The organism is Saccharothrix sp. AJ9571 (assembly GCF_021725495.1).
Taxonomy (GTDB): domain Bacteria; phylum Actinomycetota; class Actinomycetes; order Mycobacteriales; family Pseudonocardiaceae; genus Amycolatopsis; species Amycolatopsis magusensis.
This window is the reverse complement of record NZ_CP091382.1, coordinates 1,234,871-1,259,102: the sequence shown is the minus strand read 5'-3', so window position 1 is coordinate 1,259,102 and position 24,232 is coordinate 1,234,871. Positions and strand designations below refer to the sequence as shown.

General features: G+C 70.9%; 26 protein-coding genes. 14 read left to right on the top strand and 12 right to left on the bottom strand.

Annotation, left to right across the window (positions count from 1 at the left end; genetic code table 11):
- Positions 1-26: 26 nt before the first annotated feature.
- Positions 27-2,105: an ATP-dependent DNA helicase gene (locus L3Q67_RS04995; protein WP_499188419.1), complete on the bottom strand. Its 2,079-nt coding sequence runs from the start codon at positions 2,103-2,105 to the stop codon at positions 27-29.
- A 27-nt stretch (positions 2,106-2,132) separates the two neighbouring features.
- Positions 2,133-2,723 carry a biotin transporter BioY gene (locus tag L3Q67_RS04990; RefSeq protein ID WP_499188418.1) on the bottom strand — a complete coding sequence of 197 codons (591 nt, stop codon included), beginning with the start codon at positions 2,721-2,723 and terminating at the stop codon, positions 2,133-2,135.
- Between the two features lie 221 nt (positions 2,724-2,944).
- On the opposite strand from L3Q67_RS04990, the gene L3Q67_RS04985 reads away from it, so the two are divergent.
- A complete protein-coding gene (locus tag L3Q67_RS04985) occupies positions 2,945-3,580 on the top strand; it encodes a hypothetical protein (RefSeq protein WP_499188417.1) in 636 nt (211 codons plus the stop codon).
- 95 nt (positions 3,581-3,675) lie between these two features.
- On the opposite strand, the gene L3Q67_RS04980 is transcribed toward L3Q67_RS04985, so the two are convergent.
- Both L3Q67_RS04980 and L3Q67_RS04975 read right to left on the bottom strand, forming a co-directional pair.
- Positions 3,676-4,248, bottom strand: coding sequence for a cysteine hydrolase family protein (locus tag L3Q67_RS04980; RefSeq protein WP_499188416.1), 573 nt, complete (start codon positions 4,246-4,248; stop codon positions 3,676-3,678).
- A gap of 13 nt (positions 4,249-4,261) precedes the next feature.
- Positions 4,262-5,566, bottom strand: coding sequence for a nicotinate phosphoribosyltransferase (locus L3Q67_RS04975; RefSeq protein ID WP_499188415.1), 1,305 nt, complete (start codon positions 5,564-5,566; stop codon positions 4,262-4,264).
- A gap of 64 nt (positions 5,567-5,630) precedes the next feature.
- On the opposite strand from L3Q67_RS04975, the gene clpS reads away from it, so the two are divergent.
- The 7 genes from clpS to L3Q67_RS04940 all read left to right on the top strand — a co-directional run bounded on the left by clpS (position 5,631) and on the right by L3Q67_RS04940 (position 9,925).
- Positions 5,631-5,924, top strand: a complete 294-nt coding sequence (clpS, locus tag L3Q67_RS04970) for an ATP-dependent Clp protease adapter ClpS (protein ID WP_209664411.1) — start codon at positions 5,631-5,633, stop codon at positions 5,922-5,924.
- A complete protein-coding gene (locus tag L3Q67_RS04965) occupies positions 5,921-6,478 on the top strand; it encodes a DUF2017 domain-containing protein (RefSeq protein WP_209664412.1) in 558 nt (185 codons plus the stop codon). The genes clpS and L3Q67_RS04965 overlap by 4 nt, the downstream gene beginning before the upstream one ends.
- 14 nt (positions 6,479-6,492) lie before the next feature.
- Positions 6,493-7,476 (top strand): P1 family peptidase, encoded by a 984-nt coding sequence (locus L3Q67_RS04960; RefSeq protein WP_499188414.1) that lies wholly within the window; start codon positions 6,493-6,495, stop codon positions 7,474-7,476.
- 66 nt (positions 7,477-7,542) lie between these two features.
- Positions 7,543-7,953, top strand: a complete 411-nt coding sequence (locus L3Q67_RS04955; RefSeq protein WP_499188413.1) for a M67 family metallopeptidase — start codon at positions 7,543-7,545, stop codon at positions 7,951-7,953.
- A gap of 57 nt (positions 7,954-8,010) precedes the next feature.
- Positions 8,011-8,289 carry a MoaD/ThiS family protein gene (locus tag L3Q67_RS04950; RefSeq protein WP_499188412.1) on the top strand — a complete coding sequence of 93 codons (279 nt, stop codon included), beginning with the start codon at positions 8,011-8,013 and terminating at the stop codon, positions 8,287-8,289.
- A gap of 3 nt (positions 8,290-8,292) precedes the next feature.
- Positions 8,293-9,243, top strand: coding sequence for a PLP-dependent cysteine synthase family protein (locus L3Q67_RS04945; protein WP_395908365.1), 951 nt, complete (start codon positions 8,293-8,295; stop codon positions 9,241-9,243).
- Between the two features lie 97 nt (positions 9,244-9,340).
- Positions 9,341-9,925 (top strand): DEAD/DEAH box helicase family protein, encoded by a 585-nt coding sequence (locus L3Q67_RS04940; protein WP_499188411.1) that lies wholly within the window; start codon positions 9,341-9,343, stop codon positions 9,923-9,925.
- Between the two features lie 294 nt (positions 9,926-10,219).
- Here L3Q67_RS04940 and L3Q67_RS04935 read toward each other — a convergent pair whose 3' ends face one another.
- The gene (locus L3Q67_RS04935) at positions 10,220-10,738 is read right to left on the bottom strand and encodes a methylated-DNA--[protein]-cysteine S-methyltransferase (RefSeq protein ID WP_499188410.1); all 519 of its coding nucleotides are present in this window, start codon (positions 10,736-10,738) and stop codon (positions 10,220-10,222) included.
- Between the two features lie 79 nt (positions 10,739-10,817).
- Here L3Q67_RS04935 and L3Q67_RS04930 point away from each other — a divergent pair, with 79 nt between their 5' ends.
- The gene (locus L3Q67_RS04930) at positions 10,818-11,477 is read left to right on the top strand and encodes a rhomboid family intramembrane serine protease (protein ID WP_499188409.1); all 660 of its coding nucleotides are present in this window, start codon (positions 10,818-10,820) and stop codon (positions 11,475-11,477) included.
- Here the strand turns inward: L3Q67_RS04930 and L3Q67_RS04925 are convergent.
- A complete protein-coding gene (locus L3Q67_RS04925; RefSeq protein WP_499188408.1) occupies positions 11,474-14,566 on the bottom strand; it encodes an amidohydrolase family protein in 3,093 nt (1,030 codons plus the stop codon). The two genes, L3Q67_RS04930 and L3Q67_RS04925, sit on opposite strands and share 4 nt — an antisense overlap.
- A 124-nt stretch (positions 14,567-14,690) precedes the next feature.
- Between L3Q67_RS04925 and L3Q67_RS04920 the strand changes: the two genes are divergently transcribed.
- Genes L3Q67_RS04920 through L3Q67_RS04910 form a run of 3 tightly spaced genes read left to right on the top strand, consistent with a single transcriptional unit; the run spans position 14,691 to position 16,944 of the window.
- A complete protein-coding gene (locus tag L3Q67_RS04920; RefSeq protein ID WP_499188407.1) occupies positions 14,691-15,350 on the top strand; it encodes a rhomboid family protein in 660 nt (219 codons plus the stop codon).
- Positions 15,347-16,147 carry a glutamate racemase gene (gene murI, locus L3Q67_RS04915; protein ID WP_209664419.1) on the top strand — a complete coding sequence of 267 codons (801 nt, stop codon included), beginning with the start codon at positions 15,347-15,349 and terminating at the stop codon, positions 16,145-16,147. The genes L3Q67_RS04920 and murI overlap by 4 nt, the downstream gene beginning before the upstream one ends.
- Before the next feature lie 26 nt (positions 16,148-16,173).
- Entirely contained in the window at positions 16,174-16,944 is a 771-nt protein-coding gene (locus L3Q67_RS04910) for an MBL fold metallo-hydrolase (protein ID WP_499188406.1), read from the top strand.
- On the opposite strand, the gene L3Q67_RS04905 is transcribed toward L3Q67_RS04910, so the two are convergent.
- Complete coding sequence (locus tag L3Q67_RS04905) at positions 16,941-17,753, bottom strand: hypothetical protein (RefSeq protein ID WP_499188405.1); 813 nt, start codon at positions 17,751-17,753, stop codon at positions 16,941-16,943. The genes L3Q67_RS04910 and L3Q67_RS04905 overlap by 4 nt on opposite strands.
- Before the next feature lie 90 nt (positions 17,754-17,843).
- Here L3Q67_RS04905 and rph point away from each other — a divergent pair, with 90 nt between their 5' ends.
- Both rph and rdgB read left to right on the top strand, forming a co-directional pair.
- Positions 17,844-18,617: a ribonuclease PH gene (rph, locus tag L3Q67_RS04900; protein WP_209664421.1), complete on the top strand. Its 774-nt coding sequence runs from the start codon at positions 17,844-17,846 to the stop codon at positions 18,615-18,617.
- Entirely contained in the window at positions 18,614-19,219 is a 606-nt protein-coding gene (rdgB, locus tag L3Q67_RS04895; RefSeq protein WP_499188404.1) for a non-canonical purine NTP pyrophosphatase, read from the top strand. The genes rph and rdgB overlap by 4 nt, the downstream gene beginning before the upstream one ends.
- A 48-nt stretch (positions 19,220-19,267) precedes the next feature.
- Here rdgB and L3Q67_RS04890 read toward each other — a convergent pair whose 3' ends face one another.
- From L3Q67_RS04890 to L3Q67_RS04870, 5 genes are all read right to left on the bottom strand, one after another.
- Positions 19,268-22,255: an NACHT domain-containing protein gene (locus tag L3Q67_RS04890; RefSeq protein WP_499188403.1), complete on the bottom strand. Its 2,988-nt coding sequence runs from the start codon at positions 22,253-22,255 to the stop codon at positions 19,268-19,270.
- Between the two features lies 1 nt (position 22,256).
- Positions 22,257-22,736: a peroxiredoxin gene (gene bcp / locus L3Q67_RS04885; RefSeq protein WP_499188402.1), complete on the bottom strand. Its 480-nt coding sequence runs from the start codon at positions 22,734-22,736 to the stop codon at positions 22,257-22,259.
- A 65-nt stretch (positions 22,737-22,801) separates the two neighbouring features.
- Positions 22,802-23,335 (bottom strand): hypothetical protein, encoded by a 534-nt coding sequence (locus L3Q67_RS04880; RefSeq protein WP_499188401.1) that lies wholly within the window; start codon positions 23,333-23,335, stop codon positions 22,802-22,804.
- Between the two features lie 221 nt (positions 23,336-23,556).
- Positions 23,557-23,739, bottom strand: coding sequence for a hypothetical protein (locus L3Q67_RS04875; protein WP_499188400.1), 183 nt, complete (start codon positions 23,737-23,739; stop codon positions 23,557-23,559).
- A 25-nt stretch (positions 23,740-23,764) separates the two neighbouring features.
- Positions 23,765-24,160 (bottom strand): winged helix-turn-helix transcriptional regulator, encoded by a 396-nt coding sequence (locus L3Q67_RS04870; RefSeq protein WP_499188399.1) that lies wholly within the window; start codon positions 24,158-24,160, stop codon positions 23,765-23,767.
- Positions 24,161-24,232 lie beyond the last annotated feature (72 nt).

Sequence of the window (24,232 nt, the reverse complement as noted above, 5' to 3'; positions counted from 1 at the left end):
ACGGTACTGCCGCGAAGAACCCGGGCTCAGGCGGGGGCGGCGGCGTCGAGCCTGCGCAGCGCGGCCCTGGCCACTTCCGGGTCGGTGGTCGGCCAGAACGGCGGCAGTGAGGCCCGCAGGAAGCTGCCGTACCGGGCGTTCGCCAGCCGCGAGTCCAGGATCGCCACCACGCCGCGGTCGCTGGTCGACCGGTGCAGCCGCCCGACGCCCTGGGCGAGCAGCAGTGCCGCGTGCGTGGCGGCCACGGTGAGGAAACCGTTGCCACCGCGGGCTTCCACCGCGCGTTGCCGGGCCGAGGACACCGGATCGTCCGGTCGCGGGAAGGGCAGCCGGTCCACCAGCACCAGTTGCAGCGACGGGCCGGGCACGTCCACGCCCTGCCACAGCGACAGCGTGCCGAACAGGCAGGTGCGCGTGTCCTCGCTGAACTTGCGCACCAGCAGCGAGGTCGAATCGTCGCCCTGGCACAGGATCGGGTGCTTGACCCGGTCCCGCAGCTCCTCGGTCGCCTGCTTCGCCGCGCGCATCGACGAGAACAACCCGAGCGTGCGCCCGCCGGCGGCGTCGATCAGCTCGGCGATCTCGTCCAGCGTGCGCTCGGCGAGCCCGTCGCGGCCGGGCGTCGGCAGGTGCTTGGCCATGTAGAGGATGCCGTTCTTGCGGTGGTCGAACGGCGATCCGACGTCCAGGCCGGTCCAGCGGATGGTCTCCTTGTCCGACGGCGCCGCCTTCTCGGTGGCCGTGCCGGGATCGGACTTCCGCTCGGCGGCCTGCGACGGCGGCAGCCCCCACTGCCGGGCCAGCGTGTCGAAGGTGCCGCCGAGTGCGAGCGTGGCCGAGGTGAGCACGGTGGTGGTCTGGCCGAAGACCCGTTCGCGCAACAGCCCGGCCACGCTCAGCGGAGCCACGTGCAGCGCGGGCGGGCGCGGGTTCGACGAATACGGGTCGCCGCTGAGCCAGACCACGTCCGGCCGGTGCGCCTGGTCCTCGTCGAAGGCCTCCAGCAGCCGGACCGCGGTGTCGTGCACCTCTTCGAGCAGGGTGCGCGCCAGCTTGCGGGCGGTCGCGTCGTCGGCGGCGTCGTCCTTGCGGTCGGAACCGAGCGCGGAGAGACAGGTGTGCGCGGCGTCGCGGATCATCGGCAGCGTGCCGGTGAGCGGCTGCGGCAGTGAATCCAGCCGTCCGGCGGGCAGGTCGTCGAGCACCAGCGCCAGCCCGTCACTGGCCTCCATCAGCCGGTCGGCGAGGTCGGCGTCGATCAGCTTGCCGCAGCGGCGCCCGGCGGTGGAGACCATCGGGCTGGTCAGCTCGGCGGTGGCCACCGAGGTGACCCGGTCGACCAGTTCGTGCGCCTCGTCGATGATCACCAGGTCGTGCTCGGGCAGCACCTGGTAGCCCTGCAGCGCGTCGATGGCGAGCAGCGCGTGGTTGGTGACCACCACGTCCGCGCGCCCGGCCTCGGCCCGCGCGCGTTCGGCGAAGCAGTCCGTGCCGATCGGGCAGCGGGACACACCCAGGCATTCGCGCGCCGACACCGAGATCTGGCGCCACGCCTGGTCGGACACGCCGGGCACCAGCTCGTCGCGGTCGCCGGTCTCGGTGTCCGACGACCACTCGTGCAGCCGCTTGACCTCCTTGCCCATGCGCGACACCGCGAACGGGTCGAACAGGCCCTGGTCCTCCGGCTCCTCGGGGGCGCCGGTGTCGAGCCGGTGCAGGCAGAGGTAGTTGCGGCGGCCCTTGAGGATGGCGAAGGTCGGTTCGCGGCCGAGCGGCTTCTTCAGCGCCTTCGCCAGCCGGGGCAGGTCGCGGTCGACGAGCTGGCGCTGCAGGGCGATGGTCGCGGTCGAGACGACCACCGTGGTGCCCTTCTCCACCGCGTGCCGGATCGCGGGCACCAGGTAGGCCAGCGACTTGCCGGTCCCGGTGCCCGCCTGCACGGCCAGGTGCTCACCGGTGCGGATGGCGCGGCCGACCGCGTCGGCCATCTCGACCTGACCGGCGCGCTCGGCGCCGCCCACCGACTCCACGGCGTGCGTGAGCAGCTCCAGCACCCCCGGAAAGCTGTCCTTGCGTGCGGCGGTGAGTTCAGCTGACTTCGGCACGAGGAGCAACGGTACCGGGGACCACCGTCAGTTCTGGCGGCGGAAGCGGTTCACCAGCGCCCAGGTCACCGGCAGCAGCCCGGCGGCCACGACGATCTTCAGCGCGTCGCCGAGCAGGAACGGCAGCACGCCCTTGTCGAAGGCGGTGGCGAGGTCCATCGAGGCGGCGGCCATCAGCCACGGCACGCCGACCGCGTAGATCACCAGGTTGCCCAGCACCATGGTGCCCGCGGTGCGCACCGGCGTGCGGTCACCGCCGCGGCCCGCGAGCGCGCCCACCAGCGCACCGGCGAGCACGAAGCCCGCGATGTAGCCCGCGCTGGCGCCGAACATGTCGGAGGTGCCGCCGTTGAACCACGGCACGCCGGCCGCGCCCACGAGCAGGTACACCAGCATCGCGGCACCGCCGCGCTGCCAGCCCAGCGCCGCGCCGACGAGCAGGGCGGCGAAGGTCTGGCCGGTCATCGGCACCGGGCTGCCCGGCACCGGGATGACCAGCTGCGCGGCCAGGCCGGTGAGCCCGGCGCCCGCGGCGACCAGGGTGATGTCGCGAACCAGCGCACCGGGGATGAGATCCGCCAGCACCGGACGGCGGGCGGCGAGGGTCAGCGTCGACAAGGCGGCCTCCACATGCGAGAACGTTGTGCACAGAGCTTCCCGGCAGGCTAACGCCGTTCCACCGGCAATTTCCCCCGAAGTCGGCTAGCTCACTGTTGGCTCACTGTGCCACTCGTCCGGGTGGTGCGGGCCCCGGCGGGGTTCGGCTGTTGATCTCGCCGGTCGATGGCGATGGAGGGGGTTTCACGTTTCCGGCTGGAGGGAGTGACACGGTGTCGAGGATGAGGAAGATCGCGGTGGTGGTGTGTGCCTGCGGCGGGCTGGTGGTGGCTCCGGCGGCGGCGCAGGCCCAGGCGCCGGTGGCCACCGCGTCGGCGAGCGCCGGTTCGGTCGACGTGCGGGGCGAGCAGACCGTGCAGACCAACCGGATCGGCGAATGCCGGCTGGGCCAGCAGGACACCGGGACTTCGCCGGGGCAGACCGCCGGCGCCACCAAGTACGGCAAGAGCGAGTCGCAGTGCTCGCGCGCGGCGGACACCGGGTTCGCCACCTCCATGGTGCGCGGGCAGCGGTTCGAGACCGGCGTGCTCCGCGACTACGGCGGGCCGACGATCAAGGTGCGCAACTACAGCGCCCGGTGCGACACCAGCGCCAACGGGGCCAGCGGCGTGGTCGAGCTGAGCGAGGTCTCCGGGATCGAGGTGCCGTCGACCATCCCGGCCAACCACACCGTGCTGGTCCCGGGGGACGACGGCACGACGGTGGCCAAGGTGGTGCTCAACGAGATGGTCGTGCCAGAGGTGGCCGACGGCAGCCTGACCACGCACGCCATGCGCATCGAACTGTTCCCCGAGGGCGGCCCGGTCGAAGGCGAGATCATCGTCGGCACCGCCGACTGCGACCCCTACGGCAACTGACCCCCCCGGCCCCGGCCCCGTCCGACCCCGTCCGAATGCTATGAGTGGGGCATTACTAGCGTTCGATGCAAGTAATGCCCCACTCATAACATTGGTCAGCCGCTGACCACCGGGGTGCCGGTGAGGTCGGCGCCGGCGGCGCGCAGGTCCGCCAGCGCGGTGTCCACGGTGGCTTTCGAGACGCCCGCCGTCAGGTCGAGCAGCACCCGCACGGTGAACCCGGCCTCGGCGGCGTCCAGCGCGGTCGCCCGGACGCAGTGGTCGGTGGCGATGCCCACCACGTCGACGGTGTCCACCTCCCGCGTGCGCAGCCAGTCCGCCAGGTTCTCCCCGGTTTCGGTGCTGCCCTCGAAGCCGGAGTAGCCGTCGCTGTACTGCCCCTTCGAGAAGACTGCGGAGATCGGCGCCACGTCGAGCGCGGGGTGGAACGCGGCACCCGGCGTGCCCGCCTCGCAGTGCCGCGGCCACGACCGCACGAAGTCCGGTTCGTCGCTGAAGTGCGCGCCGGGATCGATGTGGTAGTCCCTGGTCGCCACGACCTGGTCGTAGGCGTTCTCCCGAAGGAAACCGGAGATCCGGGCGGCCAGGTCGGCGCCGCCGGCCACCCCCAGTGCCCCGCCCTCGCAGAAGTCGTTCTGCACGTCCACCACGATCAGCGCCTTAGCCATCAGCCAGCCCCTTTCAGCGGAAAACCGTGGGCACGGCGGGCTCGCCGTGCGACAGCTTGAGGCCCTCCCACGGCAGGCTCACCAGGCCCTTGCGCAGGCGTTGCCGCGCGTCGTCCAGGGTGGGCAGGCCGTCGGCGGGCTGTCCAGCCCGCACCAGGGGGATCTGCAGTTCGCGGTCGTCGGGGCCGAGGTCCGGCGCGGGCCCGCCCGCCGGGTAGACGACCTCCTCCAGCGCGGTCCCGGTCGGCTTGTGCCGCCGGAACGCGCCCTTGCGGCCGCCGCGCGACTCCTTGTGCGTGCTGCGCTTGGCCACCGGGCGGCCGTCCACCTCGACCAGCTTGTAGACCATGCCCGCGGTCGGCGCGCCGGAGCCGGTGACCACCGAGGTGCCCACGCCGTACGCGTCCACCGGCTCGGCACGCAGGCCCGCGATGGCGTGCTCGTCCAGGTCGCCGGAGACCACGATCCGGGTGTCCTTGGCGCCGAGGGCGTCGAGCTGCTCGCGGGCCTTGCGGGCGAGCACGCCCACGTCGCCGGAGTCGATCCGGATGGCGCCGAGCTCCGCACCGGCCACGCGGACCGCGGTCTCGATGCCCGCGGTGATGTCGTAGGTGTCCACCAGAAGGGTGGTGTCCGCGCCGAGCTTGTCCACCTGCGCGCGGAACGCCTGCTCCTCGTCGTCGTGCAGCAGCATGAACGCGTGCGCGACGGTGCCGCGGGTGGGGATGCCGTAGCGGCGGCCCGCCTCCAGGTTCGAGGTGGTGGCGAATCCGGCCAGGTAGGCGGCCCTGGCGGCGGCGACCGCGGCGTACTCGTGCGTGCGGCGCCCGCCCATCTCGATGATCGGCCTGCCGTGCGCGGCGCTGGACATGCGCGCCGCCGCGGAGGCGATCGCGCTGTCGTGGTTGAGGATGGACAGCACCAGCGTTTCCAGCACCACGGCCTCGGCGAAGCTGCCCCGGACGGTGAGGATCGGCGAACCGGGGAAATACAGCTCACCCTCGGCGTACCCGTCGATGTCCCCGGCGAACTCGTAGTCGGCCAGCCAGGACAGCGTCGAGTCGTCCACCACCGCGGTCGACTCGAGCTGGCTCAGCTCGGCGTCGGTGAAGCGGAAGTTGCCGATGGCGTCGATCACCCGTCCGGTGCCCGCGACCACCCCGTAGCGCCGCCCGGCGGGCAGCCGCCTGGCGAACACCTCGAACACGCACGGCCGGTCGGCGGTGCCGTCGGCCAGCGCGCTGCCCAGCATGGTCAGCTCGTAGTGGTCGGTGAGCAGGGCGGTGCTCCCGCCGTTGCCGGTTCGCTCAGTGGCCATGGTCCAACCCTATGGGCTGACCTCCCGGACCACGGGATGTGGGCGACGTGACACCATGGAGGCCATGAGTACGCCTGCCGCCGAACCGATGGTGGAGCCGTCCGCGGCCGACCTGGGGGCTGAGGACAAACCGTGGCAAACCATCGTCTGGAACGACCCGGTGAACCTCATGTCGTACGTGACCTACGTGTTCCAGAAGCTCTTCGGGTACAGCCGTGACCACGCCACCAAGCTGATGCTCGACGTGCACCACAAGGGCAAGGCCATCGTCTCCTCCGGTGGCAAGGAGAAGGTCGAGGGCGACGTGGCGAAACTCCACGCGGCCGGGCTCTGGGCGACCATGGAGCACCCGTCGTGAAGCCGTGGCGCCGCAAGGGCGCGCGCCTGCAGGCGGGCTTCGAACAGCAGGAGGCCGCGGTACTGCGTGGCCTGGTCAGCCAGGTCGACGACATGCTGCGGGCCCGGTCGGAAGAGGCCCCGCAGGACGAGCTGGCCGAGCTGACCGGCATCCGCACCGGCCCGAGCGAGGCCCCGAACGACCCGGTGCTCTCGCGGCTGCTGCCCGACTTCCACCGCCTCGACCCGGACAACCCGGCCAAGGAGGACCTCGACTCCGCCGCCGCGCTGCGCTCGCTGCACGAGCCGGAGCTGCTGGACGCGAAGGTCGGGGTGGCCGCGGTGGTGCTCCAGACGCTGTCGCCGGACGGCGGTGAGGTGCGGCTGAGCTTCGAGCAGGCCGACGCCTGGCTGTCCGCGCTGAACGACGTGCGCCTGGCGCTGGGCACCGCGCTCGACGTCACCGAGGAAATGCCCGACGAGCTGCCGCCGGAGGACCCGCGCGCGCCGCACCTCGGCGTCTACCACTGGCTGACCTGGGTGCAGGAAAGCCTGGTACAGGCGCTGACCGAGTGAATCTCCTCACCGACGTGCCTGGCGTGCTGGTTGGCCACCACGAGCGCGTGGGTGGCGGCTGGGCCAGCGGCACCACGGTGGTGCTGGTGCCCGACGGCGCGGTCGGCGCGGTCGACCAGCGCGGTGGCGCGCCGGGGACCCGCGAGACGAACCTGCTGGAGCCGGAGAACCTGGTGCAGCGGGTGAACGCGGTCTGCCTGTCCGGCGGGAGCGCGTACGGCCTGGCCGCGGCGGACGGCGTGATGCGCTGGCTGGGCGAGCGGTCGATGGGCTTCCCGGTGGGGCAGCAGCCGCACGAGGTGGTGCCGATCGTGCCCGCCGCGGTGCTGTTCGACCTGCCGCGCAGCGAGTGGGGCAACCGGCCGGACGCCTCCTTCGGATACGCGGCCTGCGAGGCAGCCGCTGCGGGTGAATTCGCGCTGGGCACCGTCGGTGCGGGTGCCGGGGCGGCGGTCGGCTCGCTCAAGGGCGGTATCGGCTCGGCTTCCGAGCGGGTCGGCGAGTTCGTGGTCGGCGCGCTGGCCGCGGTGAACGCCTCCGGCGAGGCCGTGGACCTGCTGACCGGCCGGGCCTTCGCCGCGGACCACGAGGTCGACGGCGAATTCGGCGTGCGCTGGCCGGACCGGCCGGGCGAGGTGACCCCGGCGCCGACCGACCTGAACACCACGATCGGCGTGGTCGCGGTGGACGCGGCGCTGTCGAAGGCCGAGGCGCGGCGGCTGGCTGTCGCCGCGCAGGACGGCCTCGCCCGCGCTGTGCGGCCCGCGCACACGATGTTCGACGGCGACACCGTCTTCGCGCTGGCGACCGGGGCGCGGCCGCTGCCCGTGGTGAGCGGCCCGTTTGCCGACGCCTCGCGCGCGGGCGCGCTCGACCAGCTGTGTTCGGCCGCCGCCAGGGTGTTCGCGAGGGCGATGGTGCGCGGCCTGCTTGCGGCCACGGGCGCCGGTGGTCTGAAGGCCTACCGCGAGGTCTGGCCGGAGGCCTTCGGCGGCTGACGTCAAGCGTCCGAGGGGTCTGTCTCACTGGGTGGACCACTGCTGTCCAGCACATAGGATGTGATCGTGCTTCGGATCCGCCGTGAACTAGTCGACGAGATCGTCGCGCACGCCCGCCGGGATCACCCGGATGAGGCGTGCGGGGTGATCGCCGGGCCGGATGACGGCTCGGACCGCCCAGAGCGGTTCATCCCCATGCTGAACGCGGCGCGCTCGCCGACGTTCTACCAGTTCGACTCCGGTGATCAGCTCAAGCTCTACCGCGAGATGGCCGCCAACGACGAGGTGCCCGTGGTGATCTACCACTCGCACACCGCCACCGAGGCCTACCCCTCGCGCACCGACGCCTCCATCGCGTCCGAACCGTTCGCGCACTACGTCCTGGTCTCCACCAGGGACCCCGAGGTGCACGAATTCCGGTCGTACCGGATCGTCGACGGTGAGATCACCGAGGAGCCGGTCGAAATCGAGGAATAACCGCCCTCGCCCGAACGTCAGCCCACTACGAGAGATCCCAAGCGGAGGTAGAGATCCATGGCCGTGAACGTGTCCATCCCGACCATCCTGCGGACGCACACCGGCGGCGAGAAGTCCGTCGAGGCGACCGGCAAGACGGTGCTCGAGGTGATCGACGACGTGGAGAGCCGCCACGGCGGTATCAAGGCACGCCTGGTCAAGGACGAGAAGCTGCACCGGTTCATCAACGTCTACGTCAACGACGAGGACGTGCGCTTCGCCGGTGGGCTGGAGGCCGAGGTCAAGGACGGCGACACGCTGACCATCCTGCCCGCGGTGGCCGGCGGCGCGCGCTAGGCCATGGCGCGCTACGAGTCGCTGCTCGACGCGCTCGGCGGCACCCCGCTGGTGGGGCTGCCCCGGCTTTCGCCGACCCACGACGTGCGGTTGTGGGCCAAACTCGAGGACCGCAACCCGACCGGTTCGATCAAGGACCGGCCCGCGCTGGCGATGATCGAGGCCGCCGAGCGCGAGGGCACGCTGCGGCGTGGGGCCACCATCCTCGAACCGACCTCGGGCAACACCGGGATCGCGCTGGCGATGGCGGCCAAGCTCAAGGGCTACGGGCTGGTCTGCGTGATGCCGGAGAACACCTCGGCCGAGCGCAAGCAGCTGCTGCAGGCCTACGGCGCGCGGATCGTGTTCTCCCCGGCGGCCGGTGGGTCGAACGAGGCGGTCCGGCGGGCGAAGGAACTGGCCAAGGCCAATCCCGAATGGGTGATGCTCTACCAGTACGGCAACCCGGCCAACGCCGACGCGCACTACCGGGGGACCGGGCCGGAGCTGTTGAAGGACCTGCCCACGCTGACCCATTTCGTCGGTGGGCTCGGCACCACGGGCACCCTGGTCGGCGTCGGGCGGTACCTGCACGAGGCGAAGCCGGGCGTGCAGATCATCGCCGCCGAGCCGCGGTACGGGGAGCTGGTGTACGGGCTGCGGAACATCGATGAGGGCTTCGTGCCGGAGCTGTACGACCCGAGTGTGCTGAACGGGCGATACTCGGTCGGCGCCTACGACGCGCTGCGCCGGACCCGGGAGCTGCTGGAGCACGAAGGCATCTTCGCGGGCATCTCGACGGGCGCCGTGCTGCACGCGGCACTGGCGGTCGCCGAGAAGGCAGCCGCTCGCGGTGAACCGGCGGACGTGGCCTTCGTGGTCGCGGACGCCGGGTGGAAGTACCTGTCCACCGGCGCCTACAGCGGCACCCTGGACGACGCCGCCGCCCGCCTGGACGGCGAACTCTGGGCCTGACCCCGGCTTCTGGTCGGTGTCACGAATGTGGCTTTCGGGGCGGATAACGCCCCGAAAGCCACATTCGTGACAGTCGGTGTTCCGTCACCATGGGTGGATGGACCTGATCGTCATCTTCGGACCGCCCGCGGTGGGCAAGATGGCCGTCGGCGAGGAGCTGTGCCGGCGCACCGGGTATTCGCTGGTGCACAACCACCTGATGATGGAGCCCCTGCTCACCGTCTTCCCTTACGGCTCAACGCCGTTCAACCGGTTGACGGGCGAATTCCGCCGCCGCATCTTCGAAGAGGGCGCGGCGGCGCACCTACCCGGCATGGTGTTCACCTTCGTCTGGGGCCTCGAACTGCCTGAGGACGCCGAGCTCGTCGCCTCCCACGCGGAAACGACGCGGGGGCCGATGCGCTTCGTCGAGTTGGCCGCGGACCTGGACGTGCGGCTCGAGCGCAACACCACTGACCTCCGCCTCGAACGGAAGCCGAGCAAGCGCGACCTCGCCGCCTCCCGCGAGAACCTGCTCCACCTGGACCGCGGCTACACCATGAACACCGGCGCCGGAATCTGCGCCGAAGCCCAGCAACTCCTCGACCGCCACGGCCACCTCAAGATCGACAACACGCACCTCACCACCGACCAGGCCGCCGCGACGATCATCCGCGAGCTCCGCCTCCCCTCGGCCAGCTGAAGAGTGCACCGATGTCACGAATGTGGCTTTCGGGGCGAATAACGCCCCGAAAGCCACATTCGTGACACAAGAGCCCGCCGGACACGCGCCGTGAAAGCCACATTCACGGCACCGCCCTCAGACACCACAGGCGAGCCGGGCAGCAAACAGGGGGAGCACCCACACTCCCCCTCCCACCTCGATCCCAAGCCAAAACACGGTGGAGATGTCCTTGTCAAGGCACGCTTCCCAGCCTTGACAAGGACATCTCCACCGTCGTCACAATGAAAAAGCGGGGTGGCCCCCCGAAGAGAATCACCACAGCCCAGGCGGCAAGTGCCCTTCCAACGTAAGCAACTGCCGCTTCGACGGAACGCCTTCCCCGCCGCTGAAACCCCCTAGACCAGTGCTGGCCAGCACCCGATGACACGGCACCACGATCGGAATCGGATTGCTGCCCATGATCGAGCCGATCCCGCGTGCGGGCACGCCGGTGCCGCTGCGTTCCGCGAGTTCGCCGTAGGTGACCGTCTTGCCGTAGGGCACGGATTCGTACAGCGCACCGAGCACCCGTTGCTGCGTCACCGAATACAGCCGCCAGTCGACGGCGAAGTCGAACCGCTCCCGCACGCCGCCGAAGTACTCGCGCAGTTCCGCCAGCACCGGCGCCACGCGCGCCGAATCCGAAACCACCGGCAGGCCGAGCCGTGAGGCGATCCGCTCCCGCAACTCCGGTGTGTCGTCGAAGGCCGTGGCCGCCAAACCGGCCGGCGTGACCGCCACCAGCACCTTCCCCACCTCGGTCGCCAGGCTGCCGAACGCCACCGTCTCCATGCCGCCCATTATCCGGTGACCACCGACAAAATCCGCGAACCCACCCGTTTTGTCGGTGCCGCCCGGTAGCTTCACCACCGTGGAGCCAGTACCAGCACCCGAACCCGCCAGAGCGCCCAAGCCGCCGAAACCGCCGGTGCCGCCCGGCAAGCGGATCGTGCCGTCGAAACCGTTGGCCTCCCTCGTCGTGGTCGTCGGGTTCGTCGCCCTGCTCTGGGTGATCGAAGCCGTCGACACCGTGCTCGCGCACCCCTTCGACGACGACGGCGTCTGGCCGCGCACCATCGAGCAGTGGGACGGCCTGATCTGGGCGCCGATGCTGCACTACGGCTGGGACCACCTCGCCGCGAACTCCGTGCCGCTGCTCGTGCTCGGCGTGCTCGCCACCTCCGGCGGCCTGCGGCAGTTCTTCGGCGTGACCACGATCATCTGGCTCTGCGCCGGCTTCGGCACCTTCCTGATCGGCAGCGAAGGCGTGCACGCGGGCGCCTCCGGGCTGGTCTTCGGCCTGCTCAGCTTCCTGCTCGTGCGCGGCCTGTTCGCGCGGAGCATCCTGCAGATCCTGATCGCCGTCGGCGTCTTCCTGGTCTACGGCTACGCGTTGTGGGGCGTGCTCCCGACCGAACCCGGCGTCTCCTGGGAAGGCCACCTGTGCGGCGCCATCGGCGGCATCCTCGCGGCTTGGATGGTCGGCAAGTCGGTCCGCCCACCCAAGCCGCAACCAGCGATAAACCCTTAGATCCCACAGCAGACGTGCTCGGACCACTCCGGCTGGTGCCACCAGTGCGTGCGCTGCGCCGAACTGCTCGCCGGCAGCACCGGGTTCGTCACGTCCCCGCGGCCCGGTGAACGGAACGGCGCCAGCAGTTCGTCCACCACCGACAACCGGCCACCCACGAGCACCTGCCGCACGGCCGCCGCGGCGCGGATGTCCGCCAGCGGGTTGCCGTCGACCAGCGAAATGTCCGCGTACGCACCCGGCCGCAGTTCACCCAGCCGCCCGCTCAGGCCCAGCCGTCGCGCCGGGTTGCGTGTCGCGGTGACCAGCGCTTCGTACGGGGTGAAGCCGAATTCGACCATCGCCCGCAGGTTCTGGTGCAGCGAGATCGCGATGTTGTCCAGCGGGGTGTCCGTGCCGCTGATGACGAACCCGCCACCGCGGTGCACGCGCAGCACCATGTCCACGTTCGCGGCGAGCACCTCCCGCACGTAGGCGTTCTCCGGCCTGCCCGCCGCGTTCGCGTCGGCCACCAGCCGGTCGTACTCCCAGTGCGGGAACAGCACCTTCGTCCGTTCATCCTCCACGAGCGACTTGTCGTCGGCGTAGAGCGCCTTGGAGTTGAACAAGGTCGGCGTCAGCGACATGCCCGACCGCACGAACAGCTCGATCGCGTCCTGGTACGCCCGTCCGGTCCGGCTCACCGTGTGCGAGTACCCGAGCCGGTTCGTCGCGCCGGTGTGCTCCATCCCGTCCATGCCGATGTTCGCCGCCGGGAACAGGTAGTGCGAAGACAGCGGGATCCCCGCCCGGTGCGCGGCTTCCACGGTCTCGCGTTGCAGCCGGACCGGCAGCCGCACATAGGTCTTGATCAGGTCGTACCCGAGGGAGACCGCGCGGTCCAGTTCCAGCCGGAGTTGCTCGGGCGAGAGCGTCGGGCGCATGAAGTTGTAGTAGACGCGCGAGCCGTCGATGGCTTCCCCGGTACCGAAGAACCGCGGCCCGATGCGGGCGCCGGATTCGAGCGCTTCCCGCGTCTCGATCATCTGGTACACCGGGTCGCCGGGGGAGCGCGTGGTGGTGACGCCGTAGGACAACCACAGCCTGCCCTGCCGGTCACCCCAGTGCTTGCCGCGCAGGTGCCAGTGGTTGTGCGCGTCGATCAGGCCGGGCATCGCGACCAACCCGGACGCGTCCACGTCGGCGGTGCCGGTGTGCGGCCGGATGGCCGCGATCCGCCCGTCCTCCACCACGATGTCGACGTTCTCACGCAGCTTCTCGGTGGTCCCGTCCCACAACCCACCGGCGTGGATGACCGTGCGCGAGGCCGGTTTCGGCCTGCGCCAGCTGAAGTCGAGCCGGATCGTGCGTGGTTTCCCGCCGTCCACGGCGATCCGGCGCAGCTCGCCCTTGCAGAGGTAGACGAGCGTGCCGTTGTCCAGCCAGGCCAGCGAGTCGGTGACCTCACGCGTGACCTGCACCGGCTCGCCGAGGAACGTGCCCTTGCCGTCGACCGGGACCACCCACGCGGTGCTCTCCACGGTGAACGCCAGGCGCTTGCCGTCCGGCGAGAACAGCGGGCCGTCGTCACCGCGGGTCGCGAGCGACCGGAACGGCATCGGCTCGGTGTAGATCAGCTCGCCGCCCGCCACCGGCACGGTCAGGATCTGACTGGTGCCCTCGCGGAACCGCTTGGAGAACGGCTTCACCGCGGCGAGCGCGATCGTGCTGCCGTCGGCCGACCAGCTCGGCCTGCCCGGCATGAACAACGCCGGGGTCAGCTGCCTGACCTCCTTGGTGGCCACGTCCAGCGTCCACAACGCGCCGTCCTGGTCGGTGTAGGCGATCCGGCCGCCGTCCGGTGACCAGCGCGGCGCGACCTGCGCGCCGGGCAGCGCGGTGAGCACGGTGTCCTGGCCCGACGCCAGGTCGCGCAGCCACAGGTCGGCCGTGCCGAGCCGGTCGCTGGCGTAGACGAGGGTCCTGCCGTCCGGTGAGAAGTCCGGATCGGAGCTGAAGTACTGGTCCTCGGTGAGCCGCTGCGGCCTGCCACCGCCGGTCGGCGCCAGGTAGAGCGCGTTCAGCGCGCGGAAGGCGAGCTGCTTGCCGTCCGGGGAGACCACCGGGCTCGCGATGCCGCGCACCGACTGCGGCGCGAGCGAATCGAGGTCCCGCACCCGGTGGCGGTAGTCGCGCCGCGTGATCGGCACCACCGCCTCGAACGGGATGTCCACAGTGGACCCAGTACCGTCGCGGCGGCGGATGCGGCCGTTGGCGGTGTACAGCACGCCGTCGGTGGTCCAGGTCGCGGCGAAGCCGAAGACGTCCTCGCCCTGGGTCACCCGCTGGTCGCCGAGCATCAGGTCGGCGGTGGCGCCGCGCAGGAGCAGGTAGCCGGCGGTCCGGTCGTCGGGACCGAAGGCGGGCCCGTAGACCTTGCTGCCCGCGGGCGCGGTCAGTGCCGTGGTGCGTTCGCCGGTGGCCACGGTGACGACGTCGATGGCTGTCTCGTCGACGGTGAACAGCACGCGCTGCCCGTCCCTCGACCAGCGCGGCGCGCTCTCCTCGGCAGGGGTGTCGGTCAGCGCCTCGACCGCGCCGGACGCCGGGTCGAGCAGCCAGATGCCGTAGCTGCCGCCGCGGTCGCTGCTGAACACGATCCGCTCGCCGTCCGGCGAGAAGACCGGCTCGCGGTGGTCGTGGGGACCGCTGGTGAGCTGACGCGGTGTGCCACCCGCGACCTCCAGCGAATACAGGTGGTAGTTGCCGTCTCGGTAGGACTGGAACACCAGCGACCGGCCGTCCGGTGACCACGACGGCAGCGTCGCGTCCTGCAGGTCATCGGTCAGCCGACGGGCCTTGCCGCCGGCCGCTGGCAGCAGCCAGATGCCGGTGACCAGGTCCATCGCCAGCGTGCTGCCGTCGGGGGACGGCGTGACGGAGAAATTGGTGCCTTCTCGCAGCCGCACCCCAGCACGGCCGTCGACTTCGGTGAGGCCGTCGGGTTCCCCGGCCAGCGCCACGGCGAGCGGATCGGTCACGCCCAGACCGGCGGCGAGCAGGCCGCTGCGAAGGAACATCTGACGGCGGGACAGGCTTTCGGGTGACATTCCCACCACCTCCCGCGCAAACTATGCCGGTACGCGCATGTCCCGTCCAGATCGACTTCCCTGATTCCGACATCAGGGATTTCACCCGAGGCGGGGCCCGCCTCGGGCGCCTAGCCTGGAGTTCGTGAGCACACTCCCAGCGCAGCCCACCGGCGGCGGCACGCCGGCCACCGATCCGGCGAAGCGCGTCCTGCCCGCCAAGCCGAAGGCCGCGGCGCTGCTCGCGCTGGGATTCGTCGTCCTGCTCTACCTGGTCGAACTGGTGGACGTGATCCTGCCTGCCAACCTGGACAACGGCGGGATCCAGGCCCGGACGCTCGGCGGCCTCGACGGCGTCATCTGGGCGCCCGCGCTGCACGACGGCTGGGGACACCTGTTCGCCAACACCATCCCGGTGCTGGTCTTCGCCTTCCTCGCGATGGCGGGCGGGATCGGCCGGTTCGTGGTGGTCACCGGCATCATCTGGGTGGTCGGCGGGCTCGGCGTGTGGCTGGTCGGCCCGGGTGACGCGGTGACCGTCGGTGCCTCCGGGCTCGCCTTCGGCTGGCTGGCCTTCCTGCTGGTGCGCGGGCTGTTCAACCGCAGCTGGCCGCAGCTGGGCGTGGCGCTGGCGCTGCTCGCGATCTGGGGCGGGATGATCTGGGGCGTGCTGCCCACCGATCCGAACATCTCCTGGCAGGGGCACCTGTTCGGGGCGCTCTCGGGCGTGTTCGCGGCGTGGCTGGTCAGCCGCAAACGAGCGGTCAAGCCCGGACCGGCCACCCCCGGTAATCTCGACGTGTGACCGACTCCCGTGCTCCCATCGGCGTCTTCGATTCCGGCGTCGGCGGGCTCACGGTCGCCAGGGCGATCGTCGACCAGCTGCCGGGGGAGCAGCTCCGGTACGTCGGCGACACCGCGCACAACCCCTACGGCCCGCTGCCGATCGCGCGGGCCCGCGAGCTGGCGCTGGCCGCGCTGGACGACCTGGTTGCCAGCGGGGTCAAGGCGCTGGTGATCGCCTGCAACACGGCCTCGGCCGCCTGCCTGCGCGACGCCCGCGAACGGTACGACGTGCCGGTCGTCGAAGTCGTGCTCCCGGCGGTGCGGCGGGCGGTCGCCGCCACGCACTCCGGCCGGATCGGCGTGATCGGCACCGAAGGCACCATCCGCTCCCGCGCCTACGAGGACGCGTTCGCCGCGGCCAAGGACGTGCGGGTGAGCAGCGTCGCGTGCCCGCGGTTCGTCGACTTCGTCGAACGCGGCGTGACCTCCGGGCGCCAGGTGCTCGGCCTGGCCCAGGGCTACCTCGAGCCGCTGCTGCGGGCGGAGGTCGACACCCTGGTGCTCGGCTGCACCCACTACCCGCTGCTCACCGGTGTGCTGCAGATCGTCATGGGCCAGGAAGTCACGCTGGTGTCCAGCGCCGAGGAGACGGCCAAGGACGTGGTCCGCGTGCTCACCGAGCTGGACCTGCTGGCCGAGCCGGGCGAACCGCCGCGGCACGAGTTCACCGCCACGGGCTCCGCTGAACCCTTCACCCGGCTGGCGCAGCGATTCATGGGATTCACCCCAGGTGTGTTCTCGGCCATGAGCGGTTAGCGGGTCCTCATGGCAGAGTGCCGGGGGTGCGATTGACGATCCTCGGTTGCTCGGGCAGCGTGCCCTGTCCGGACAAGCCGGCCTCCGGCTACCTGCTCGAAGCCTCGGGTTTCCGGCTGCTGATGGATCTCGGCAACGGGACGCTGGCCGAACTGCAGCGTCACGCGGACCCGCTCGAGGTGGACGCGATGCTCCTGTCGCACCTGCACGCGGACCACTGCGCGGACGTCACCGCGCTGACCGTGCTGCGGCGGTTCCACCCCTCGGTGCTGGGCGGCCAGGCCGTGCCGCGCTTGCCGCTGCACGGCCCGTCGGAGTCGGCGACGCGCCTGGCCAGGGCCTACGCGCCGGACGCGCAGGAACTCGCCGAAACCGACCTCGCCGACGTCTTCGACTTCCGCCCGCTCGACGGGGAGGCGTTCCAGCTCGGGCCGTTCGAGGTGCTGCCGGTGCCGGTCGTGCACCCCTGCGAGGCATACGGCTTCCGGATCACCGCCGGTGGAAGGACTCTCGCCTTCACCGGCGACACCGCCGTCTCCGACGAGCTGGACCGCCTGGCCGACGGCGTGGACGTGCTCCTGGCCGAAGCCTCCTGGACGCACGACCCCGCCCGACCAGCCGGTATGCACCTCTCCGGCATCGAAGCCGGGGCCCTGGCCACGCGGACAGGCGCCGGAAAGCTGCTGCTCACCCACGTCCTGCCGTGGACGGACGGCGACGCCGTCCTGGCAGAAGCCCACACCACCTTCGACGGCGAAGCCTGCCTGGTCGAAGTCGGCGACAAGTACGAGGTCTAGCCGAGGTCGGCCAGGTAGTCGTCCAGTAGTTCGTGGAAGTAGACGTTGGCCAGCCAGAGCATGCTGATGGTGCCGCCCGGCAGGTCGAATTCGGCGAGGTCCAGGGCCAGTTCGGCGCCCTTGCGCGACGGGGTCTCGTTGGTGACGTCGGTGAACCAGTCGAGGAAGGTGATCTGCTGCGGCGAGCCGGGGACGCCGCCCGGGGAGAGCAGGTCCAGCAGCGGCGGCCGGTTGCGCAGCACCCAGCGGTAGAACTCGGAGTAGGCGAAGAACCGCTCCTCCACCGCGTTCGCGGCCACGCCGTGGACGTCTTCGGCGAGCCGCACGCCGTGTTCGGTGGAGGCCTGCTCGGCCAGGCTCCAGGCTCGGTCGTGCGCGGCCCGGCCGGTCAGCTTTCCGTTGCGCAGCTTGGTCAGGTAGTCGGCCCAGAGTGCCGAACCCGGGTTCCCGTAGGTGTCGGTGCTCCGGCCGAGCGCGATGACCAGCCCGCGTTCGATGCCCTCCACGATGCCCGCGTCCACATAGGACACCCAGCTGCCCGGCGCGCCCATCTGGTGGTCGCGGAAGAAGCCGATGATGCCTTCGATGTTGCGCCAGCGCGGCGCGTACCCCGGCAGCAGTTCCGCGGCGGGCCCGGCGGACATCTCGCGCACGAACGCCAGCCGCTCGGGCATGCTCATCAGGTTGATGTCCTCGGCGGTGCATTCGAGCGTGGCGGTGCAGTCCTCGGCGTGCGCCACGGCCGGTGCCGCACCGCCGATCAGGAGGGCGCTCAACAGGGTGAGCAGGACGGCGCGGATCCGGTTCATCGGACCTCCCCAGTGAGTTCGACGCACGCAGACGGTAATCGCGTCCGCACCGGTCAACAAGTACCCGGGAGGGCGTTCTAGAGTGCACGGGTGGCGAGAAAAGACGGCAGGAACGACGACCAGCTCCGCGAAGTCAAGATCACCCGCGGCTTCCAGCAGTGGCCGGCCGGATCGGTGCTGATCGAATTCGGCAAGACCAGAGTGCTCTGCGCGGCCAGCGTGAACGAGGGTGTGCCGAGGTGGCGGGCCGGCTCCGGGCTCGGCTGGATCACCGCCGAGTACGCGATGCTGCCCTCGGCCACCAACACCCGCAGCGACCGCGAATCGGTCAAGGGCCGCGTCGGCGGCCGCACGCACGAGATCAGCCGCCTGATCGGGCGGTCCCTGCGCGCCTGCATCGACCTCGCCGCGCTCGGCGAGAACACGATCATGATCGACTGCGACGTGATCCAGGCCGACGGCGGCACCCGGACCGCGGCGATCACCGGCGCCTACGTCGCCCTCGCCGACGCCATCACCTGGCTCGGCGCGGCGAACCGGCTGGCCGACCCGCAGCCGCTGGCCACCTCGGTGGCCGCGGTCAGCGTCGGCGTCGTCGACGGCCGCGTGCGGCTGGACCTGCCGTATGAGGAGGACTCGCGGGCCGAAGTGGACATGAACGTGGTGGCCACCGACGCCGGCACGCTGATCGAGGTCCAGGGCACCGGCGAGGGCGCCACCTTCCAGCGGTCCACTTTGGACACCATGCTGGACTTCGCGCTGGCCGGGTGCGCGCAGCTGGTGGAGAAGCAGAACGAGGCGCTGGCGCTGCCGTACCCCGGTGAACTGCCGGAGCCGAAGCCGGACAAGAAGGCCAAGAAGTGACCAGGCTGCTGGTCGCGTCCCGCAACGCCAAGAAGCTCGGGGAACTGCGCCGGATCCTGGACGCGGAAGGGCTCGGCGGCATCGAGGTCGTCGGCCTCGGTGACGTGCCGGAGTTCCCCGAGGCGCCGGAAACCGGGGCCACCTTCGAGGAGAACGCGCTCGCCAAGGCCCGCGACGCGGCGGCGGCCACCGGCCTGCCCTCGGTCGCCGACGACTCGGGCCTGGCGGTCGACGCGCTCAACGGCATGCCGGGCGTGCTGTCGGCGCGCTGGTCCGGCGGGCACGGGGACGACCAGGCGAACCTGGACCTGGTGCTGGCGCAGCTCTCCGACACCCCGGACGACCGCCGAGGCGCGGCTTTCGTCTGCGCCGCCGCCCTGGTGATCCCGGATGGCGAAGAACTCGTGGTCCGCGGTGAATGGCGAGGTGTGCTGCTGCGGGAAGAACGCGGCAGCAACGGCTTCGGCTACGACCCGATCTTCGTCCCGGACGGGGAAACACGGGCTTCGGCGGAACTGGATCCGTCCGAAAAGGACGCTCTGTCCCACCGGGGCCGGGCCATGCGCGCGTTGCTCCCGCACCTGCGTTCGCTGATTGGATAGTGGCGCGAAGCGCTCCGTTGAGGGTGGTGGTGGTGGGCGACGGGCGGGCTAGATGATCTCGATCTTGACGTTCGGGTCCAGCACGCTGAGGTCGGCACCGTCGTAGTTCTGCAGGATCAGTTCTTCCAGCGGCAGTGCGCGAAGCGGGGAGAGATCTGTCCTGCCGACCGGGCGGATGTTGAGGTAGGTCACCCGGGGGAAGGCCGTCGGTACGGCGGCCAGTTCCGGTTTCTGGTCGAACAACGCCAGTCTCTCCACCTCGGGCAGTGGCCTGGTCGCGGCCAGGCAGGCGCCGGAGTACTTGGTCAGCACGAGCATGCGCAGCTCCGGCAAGGCGTGCAGGGCGTCGAGGTTCGGCAGCGTGCCGGTGTCGTCCAGGCCCAGCCAGAACAGGCGCGGCGTGTGGCGGAGGAAGTCCAGGTCACCCCACGGTTCGGTCTGGCTGAGCCCGAGTTCGACGAGGTCGGGCAGGTCGGCGAGGGTGGCCAGGCCGGTGAAGTGGTGCGCCCGGTACACGCGCAGCCGCCGCAGTTTCGGGTAGTCGCCCAGCCAGCGCAGGTCCATCGGGTGGTTCGGGTCGCCGAAGAACATCAGGTCGTCGAGCTTCGACAGGTCGCCGAGGTCGCGGAAATCCTCGGGTGGGTCGGCATAGACCGAGAGTTGCCCGAGGTGCGCGAGTCTGGACACGTAGGGCAGGCACTTGAGCGAACGGACGACCAGCCAGCCCTTGCGCAAGGGGGCATCGGCGAGCACTTCGTCCGCGTACCGCTCCGGTTCGAAGTACAGCCAGCCCTGCTGCAGTTCCTCCTGCACTCCATCCCGCGGATCTTGGGCGTAACCGGCGAGCAACGGGAGGGCGGCATCGTCACCGGTCAAAGCGGCGACTCGGACCGTCGCCGCCGCTTTGGCGTCGGAGAGTTCCGAGAGGTCCGTGGGCAGGTGCTTCAGCAGCCGGTGCCCGACCGTGGCCAGTGAACTCGTTTCCCGCGAATCCCGCGGTGGCACCAGTTTCCGGAGTGCCTCGTCGACCCGGGTGTGGGTGGTGGGAGCGATGTCCTGCACGGTTTCCAGGCAGGCGGCCGCCAGCAACCGCAGGCGCCGGGCGTGGCGGCGTTCTTCGGCGGCCCGGTCCAGCAGGCCGTCGACCAGTTCGCTCGCCTGGCGCGCGGTCGCGTGACCGCAGGCCATCACCACGGTCTCCCGCCAGGTGTCCAGGTGCGCGTGCGCCAGCAGCGTCGGGATGTGGTGCTGCTGCACGGCTTCGTCGGCGGCCAGGTACTCCTGGAACGTCCGGTGCACGAAATCCACCCGTCCGGGCACCGGCTCCCGCAGCACGCCGCTGCGTTCCAGCAGGTGCGTCAGCAGCGCCTCCGGATCCGCGGTGACGTTCGGCATCGCGGGCAGCTTGGCGGTCAGGTGCCGCAGGGCGTCGTCGCGGGCGAGTTCGACGCGGTTCGCCAGGGTCAGCCGCCAAGCGAGGTCACGCAGCAGGACCCGCTTCTCGGCGTCCGCCAGCAGGGCGCTGATGCCGCGTTCGGCGTCTCGCAGGTGCAGCAGCATCGCCAGCGCCTTGGCGTACAGGTCCATCCGGCTGGTCGGCAGGCTCGCGCGGTGCGCCAGGTTCAGCGCGCACAACATGGCGCACAGCAACGGGCTCGCGGCCAGTTCGCGCAGGTGCGGGCGTTCCAGCTGGGCGATCAGCCGCCGGTGCGCGGTCGCCACGTCTGCCCGCACGCCCGCGGATTCGGCGGCGTCGTGCCAGCGCTGGAGAAAGGCGCGGACGTTCGTCGGTCCCATCGGATCGAGGACCACGGCGGTGAAGTCCTCTTCGGACAACCACCCCTGGTCGGCCGCCGCCGGGCGGGCGGTGACCACCACCTTCACCTCGGGATAGGCGTCGAGCAGCTGCCGCAGCCAGGCCTTCACCTCACGACGACGGGCCGCCGGAACCTCGTCCACGCCGTCGACCAGCAGGATCGCGCCGGTGTGCAGCACGCGGTGCACCCAGCCGGGCGGCATCAGCCCGCTGATCGCGCTCACGCCGTGCGCGACGAACTCCTCCGGTGCGGGCAGGTCGCCGCTCGCGAAGGTCCGCAACCGCACCACGAACGGCACCAGCCCGTTCCAGCCGCGCAGCTCGCCGCCGAACTCGCAGCGTGAGGCCGTCACCGCGAGCCAATGCAGCAGCGTGGTCTTGCCCGAACCGGCTTCTCCCCGCAGAAGCGTGCGCCCGGTGCGGCCGACAGCCCATTCGACCGGTATCTCCCCGCGCAACAGCTCTTCGAGCAGATCGTGTTGGTGCGTCACCGGAGTGGACACCCGCAGGCTCAGGTACGCGACGGTCAGCGGCAGCCGCGGTTGCTCGTCGGCGGGCAGGCCGAGCAGCTCCAGCCGGTCCAGCGACCTCGCCAGCGCCCGCAGGTAGGTCTGCCGGAACTCGGTGTCGTGATCGGTGCCGCGCGGCGCGAGCAGGGTGGTGACCGGCGCCTTGGTGAGCAGGTCCTCCAGCCGGCTCAGGCGGGCCAGCACCTCGGCCAGCGCCGCGGGCTGGAACGCGGGCAGGTACCGCACGACCTGCACCAGGTGGCGGCACGACTGGTCGAGCGCGAACTCGTACAGCGGCCAGGCCCGTTCGGCGAGCGCCACCTGCGCGGGCCGGTCCGCGAACTGGGCGCGCACGCGGCGAGCCAGCGCCTCCGGATCGGCGTCGTCGGCCAGCAGTGCCTCGTCGGAGAGGTCGACCTGCCGGAGCACGTCGGTCACCGCCAGCACGGCGGCCTCGACCTCGTTGTCCGGCAACGCGGCGAACCGGCTTTCCAGCACCGGCGCCAGCTGCTCGGCGACCAGCGTTTCGACGCGGTCGACGAGGTTGTCCAGGTTGCGGCGCTTGAGCGGCCCGCCCAGCTCCTGCTCGGCCAGTTCCGCCAGGCTCGCCGACCGCTCGAACCGGCCTTTGCGGCGCTGGAGCCAGAACCGGGCCGCGTACTGCGCGACCGAGCCGCCCAGTTTCAGCGCCGCGGCTTCCAGACCGGCCACGTCAGGCGGAGACGCCGAGATCCCTGATCAGCTTCGCCACGTGCCCGGTGGCCCGCACGTTGTACAGCGCCTTGGCGATCTTGCCGTCGGGGTCGACCACGAAGGTGGACCGGATCACGCCCTGCACCACGCGGCCGTAGTTCTTCTTCTCGCCGAACGCGGCCCATTCGGTGAGCACGGTCTTCTCCGGGTCGGCCAGCAGCGGGAAGGTCAGCCCCTCGGCTTCGGCGAACTTCGCCAGCTTCTCCGGCTTGTCCGGGGAGATGCCGAGCACCTGGTACCCGGCGCCGTTCAGCTCGCCGAGGTTGTCCCGGAAGTCGCACGCCTGCTTGGTGCAGCCCGGGGTGCTCGCGGCCGGGTAGAAGTAGACGATCACGTACTGCCCGCGGAAGTCCGACAGCGAGACCTCGGCGCCCGTGCTGTCGGTCAGGGTGAAGCCGGGGGCCGCGTCGCCGGGGGAAAGCCGCTGCTGCTCGCTCATGCCCGGCAGATTACTGTGCCGCCCGCACGGAGGACGACCCCCGGACCCCCGGAGGACCCGGAGGCTCAGGCCTGTCCGGTGTACAGCGCGGAAGCCACGCTTTCCGGCCCCGTCCGCACGGACATCTTCAGCTCCACCGGGTCGGCAGGCATGGCGAAGGCGAAGTTCAGCCGGACGTTGCGACCCGGCTCGACGTCCTTCGCGGCGTCGACGATGCCGGTGAACCCCTGTGCGGAGTCGACCACCTGCTTGGCGGGTTCGCCGGAGACGGTGGCCGAGGCGGAGAAGCCGGAGAGGCGGTACGGCTGCTCGCCCTCGTTGAGCAGGTTCACCTCGAAGGCCACCGCCCGCGCGCACCGCGGATAGGCGGTTTCGCTGGGCTGGAAGGTCCTCGGGGTGGACACGAGCACGGTCACGCCGTCCGGGAAGCGGAACTCGCGGCCGAAGTCGACGCGGCTCTCGGCGGGCACCATGGCCTGGTGCGCGGCCGGTTCGGTGGCCGGCAGGGTCATCGCGGTGTTCGCGTCCATCGGGGCGGCGCCGCAGCCCGCGGTCGCCAGCAGTACGCAAGCGAGCAGCAGGGGTCTCCGCGAGCGCACTGGCGCTTCTCCTCATCACTCGATCGTGTCGACGGGCCTCGATGGTCCGTTCGGCGTAGGTATTTCGGCCGACGCGCTCCACTCTCTACGTACCGTGCGGTACGTGCGAGCCGACTGGGGTGGTTGACGCGGAGCTGACGTCGGGCCGTGGCCGATCCGTGACCGATCCCGTACGCGGGGTGACAGTCGTCACGCAAGTGTCAGTGTTCAGAAGAGCCGCCTCAGACCGCCAGCGCGAAGAACAGCACGAAGATCGCCAGGCCCGCCAGCCAGGTCACCACCAGCCAGCCGAAGTCGCGCCACGGGTTGACCGGCCGGGTGTCCTCACCGGGCACGTAGACGCCGCGGGCCTCGAACCAGTCGGCCCACGCGCCGAGCCAGCGGAACGGGTTCTTCGCGGGCACCGATCACCTCCTGCTGGGCGCCACCTTAGCTCGCGGCGGTCACCCCGGCGGCGTCGTAACGCGCGCGTGCCTCGGAGATCGTCTCGCGGTGGCGCTCGGCCCACTGGGTCAACCCGCGCAACGACCCGTACAACTCCAGCGCCATCTCGGTGGAGGTGTATTCGACCTTCGGCGGCACGGTCGGGTGGACGGTCCGGATGAGCAGGCCGTCGCGTTCGAGGTTGCGCAGGGTCAGCGTCAGCATGCGGCGGCTGATGCCCTTGACCTTGCGTTCCAGTTCGGTGAAGCGGACCGGCCCGTTCGACGCCTCCAGCAGGATGCCGATGGCCCATTTCCCGCTCACCCGCTGCAGTGCTTCGAGCACCGTGCAGGCCTCGCCCGAGCTGACGTGCTCGGACACATCGGTGTTCCCCTGGGACATGAAAGTGCCTCCTTCCGCCGGGCCCCATGGTCACACATGATGGTCGCTGTAACAAGAAGTGCCCTGGCGCTG

Bases quoted from the DNA above. Each gene is read 5' to 3' on its own strand.
- L3Q67_RS04985 (WP_499188417.1), top strand. From the start codon at position 2,945: ATGAGGAAGATCGCGGTGGTGGTGTGTGCCTGCGGCGGGCTGGTGGTG.
- L3Q67_RS04980 (WP_499188416.1), bottom strand. From the start codon at position 4,248: ATGGCTAAGGCGCTGATCGTGGTGGACGTGCAGAACGACTTCTGCGAG.
- L3Q67_RS04975 (WP_499188415.1), bottom strand. From the start codon at position 5,566: ATGGCCACTGAGCGAACCGGCAACGGCGGGAGCACCGCCCTGCTCACC.
- clpS (WP_209664411.1), top strand. From the start codon at position 5,631: ATGAGTACGCCTGCCGCCGAACCGATGGTGGAGCCGTCCGCGGCCGAC.
- L3Q67_RS04950 (WP_499188412.1), top strand. From the start codon at position 8,011: ATGGCCGTGAACGTGTCCATCCCGACCATCCTGCGGACGCACACCGGC.
- L3Q67_RS04945 (WP_395908365.1), top strand. From the start codon at position 8,293: ATGGCGCGCTACGAGTCGCTGCTCGACGCGCTCGGCGGCACCCCGCTG.
- L3Q67_RS04940 (WP_499188411.1), top strand. From the start codon at position 9,341: ATGGACCTGATCGTCATCTTCGGACCGCCCGCGGTGGGCAAGATGGCC.
- L3Q67_RS04935 (WP_499188410.1), bottom strand. From the start codon at position 10,738: ATGGAGACGGTGGCGTTCGGCAGCCTGGCGACCGAGGTGGGGAAGGTG.
- L3Q67_RS04925 (WP_499188408.1), bottom strand. From the start codon at position 14,566: ATGTCACCCGAAAGCCTGTCCCGCCGTCAGATGTTCCTTCGCAGCGGC.
- L3Q67_RS04905 (WP_499188405.1), bottom strand. From the start codon at position 17,753: ATGAACCGGATCCGCGCCGTCCTGCTCACCCTGTTGAGCGCCCTCCTG.
- bcp (WP_499188402.1), bottom strand. From the start codon at position 22,736: ATGAGCGAGCAGCAGCGGCTTTCCCCCGGCGACGCGGCCCCCGGCTTC.
- L3Q67_RS04870 (WP_499188399.1), bottom strand. From the start codon at position 24,160: ATGTCCCAGGGGAACACCGATGTGTCCGAGCACGTCAGCTCGGGCGAG.